Here is a 2,299-nt window from a genome sequence, read left to right as displayed (position 1 = left end):
GGCATCAGGGACACTTTTTTTTTACGGTCTTTGAGTAAAATCAATATATTTTGGGCATACTCAAATACAGCTTCCCTTGGTACATACTTTATGAAGCCACTGGAAGCTGGGCCGTTGATGTCTCTAATAAGCCTAGAATCTCAAACGGCGTTGCTTTTCGGTACCGCCGCGCTTTTTTTCCATTCTTACTGACATCTTGAAAGAGCCTGCTAAGCACTGAAACAGGATGTTGGAAAGTACAAAAGAGTGCGGTGTGTATTTTTGTGAGATAGATTTGCACCATATAGGCACATTTCAATTCGCTCGTTTCCTTCCGTTGCTTCTCCCACAAAAGCCTCCGCATCTGGTATGTAGTACTTGCCACCAAACATAAGCGCAAGAGCTGGCCATACAAATGACACTGAAATCGTTCTAACTTCATTGGTTTGATGTCATGAATTCGAAAAATAGATTTCCATGTTTTAAACAGAACTTCTACTTGCCATCGTAACGAGTAGAAGGCGTACACCTCTGTAGCTGGCAGTTTCTCTGAAGAAGTGTTGGTTACTAATAGGTTTACTCTGCTCGCAGCCTTCGGTATCTTCTTGTTCGTTTTCTTATGATGTGCCAAACGTTTATTCCACTCATTTTGTGTTAGACGATATAAGACCAGCCTAGTTCGATGTTTGTATTTCAATCCGATGTACACTTCTGGCAACTCTAGGGTTTCTCCTTCTTGTAAATCCTTCGTTAAAGTTTCTATGTTTAATAAGATCCAATTCCCGTCTTCTCCTTTTTGATACACTTGCGTGTTCCACCGAATCCTAGATATGTAGTAAGCCCCACACGTTGTGATATGGTCTAAATCACGAATATAATGATAACCAAGGTCACGGAGTGCGAGATCCCCCGCTTGCAGAGTCTTGGTTCGCTCTCGCCCATATTTTGCGTCGTTACTAGTGCCGTGGTCTATCTCCATTTCTAGAAATTCTCCAGAGAGTAGCTCATACTCCAACTGAATCTTCACACCTGCTTCAGAACCGCTACCCCCAGATCCTTTATAGCTCTCTACATAGGAAGCTGGCAATTGAAAGGATGTCGAGTCTAAAATGCGAATTCGTGTAAATCGGCTAGATAATGATGGAGTGGGACACACTTTTTTCCGAAAAGCATGCAGAAACAACTCTTTGAGGAACGCCACAGTTCGCTCATTCCAACGCTTATTGAGCGCCTCAGTTGAGATGCAAGTACCTGTTGCTTCGTTCAGTTTTTAAGGACTCAGAGCTGATTGTCTGACCAAGAAACACACAGAGTGATACAATATCCTGTGCCCGAAACTTTCGTTTTCGTTGAATCATACCCGTTTGATACGTAAGTTCCTGTAGATGAGGAACAGAGAATGTATTTCGAAATTCTTCACCAAGTATGCGTAACTCTTCAACTAACATGCAATTGTTTGTAGACATAAATTAAGAAACCCTTTCATGCAGTACTGCATGAAAGGGTTTCTTAATTTTGTTATTTTATACATTTCCTTAAGTTGATGGCAATGGCGTTTCGCTCTCTTTTTTAAGGAAGGTGAAATAATGCCAATAACATTACATCGATGGGGAAACACAGCGCAAGATAGACACTTTAGAAATAAGACGAACGAAAACTGGGACATGCTCGAAAAAACACATAATGATATTGAAGAAAAAAGCGAGCAAGCAGTTAGAGACTCTATTGAAGCAAAAGAACTAGCAAAAGAGGCTAACGACTTATCAAATAATGTACAAACCCAAGTAGATACCATAGTTATAAATGGTGATTCGGGACCTGAAGCGAAACAAGCGCGAGTGGACGCAGATGGTAATGTTCACGAGACGCTTAAAGATCGCGCAGATAGCGACTTTAAAAAGAATGCAAATTTAATTGATTTACAACAAAAAATCATTGAAGATATGGCAGTAAACATAAAGAAATTCGGGGCAATAACCATTGCATTATCTAATAATAAACCATTATCTAGCGCTTTAAATTCTAATTATGACTCTCTTCTTGTCTCAAAAGGGATATATAGGATAACAGATACTATCAATGTTGATAGTGGTGTTCCTAAAAAGATTACAGGAACAAAGGGTTCTGTTATATTAGTCGATTTACCAAGTAGTAACACAGCGTTTGATATATATATAAATGTAGAGTTCGAAAATATTACTTTTGATTTTAATAACAAGCCTGTTAGTAAAGGTTTATTATTCCGTGAAAACTTAGGAACAGTTAAATTGAAAAATTGTAAATTTATAAATGTAAAAGACATGGATCCAACAACAAGTTC

At 38.8% G+C, this 2,299-nt stretch carries 2 pseudogenes; one reads left to right on the top strand and one right to left on the bottom strand.

What is annotated here, in order from left to right:
* Window positions 1-88: 88 nt before the first annotated feature.
* Window positions 89-1,445 (bottom strand): annotated as a pseudogene (locus V7024_RS17640) (IS4 family transposase).
* Between the two features lie 120 nt (window positions 1,446-1,565).
* Between V7024_RS17640 and V7024_RS17635 the strand changes: the two are divergent.
* A pseudogene (locus V7024_RS17635) lies at window positions 1,566-2,299 on the top strand (hypothetical protein); the annotation flags it as partial.

Source organism: Bacillus sp. JJ864 (assembly GCF_036963045.1).
GTDB classification, from domain to species: domain Bacteria; phylum Bacillota; class Bacilli; order Bacillales; family Bacillaceae_G; genus Bacillus_A; species Bacillus_A pseudomycoides_C.
Note: the sequence above shows the minus strand (reverse complement) of the source record. Positions and strands in the feature narration are given on the sequence as shown.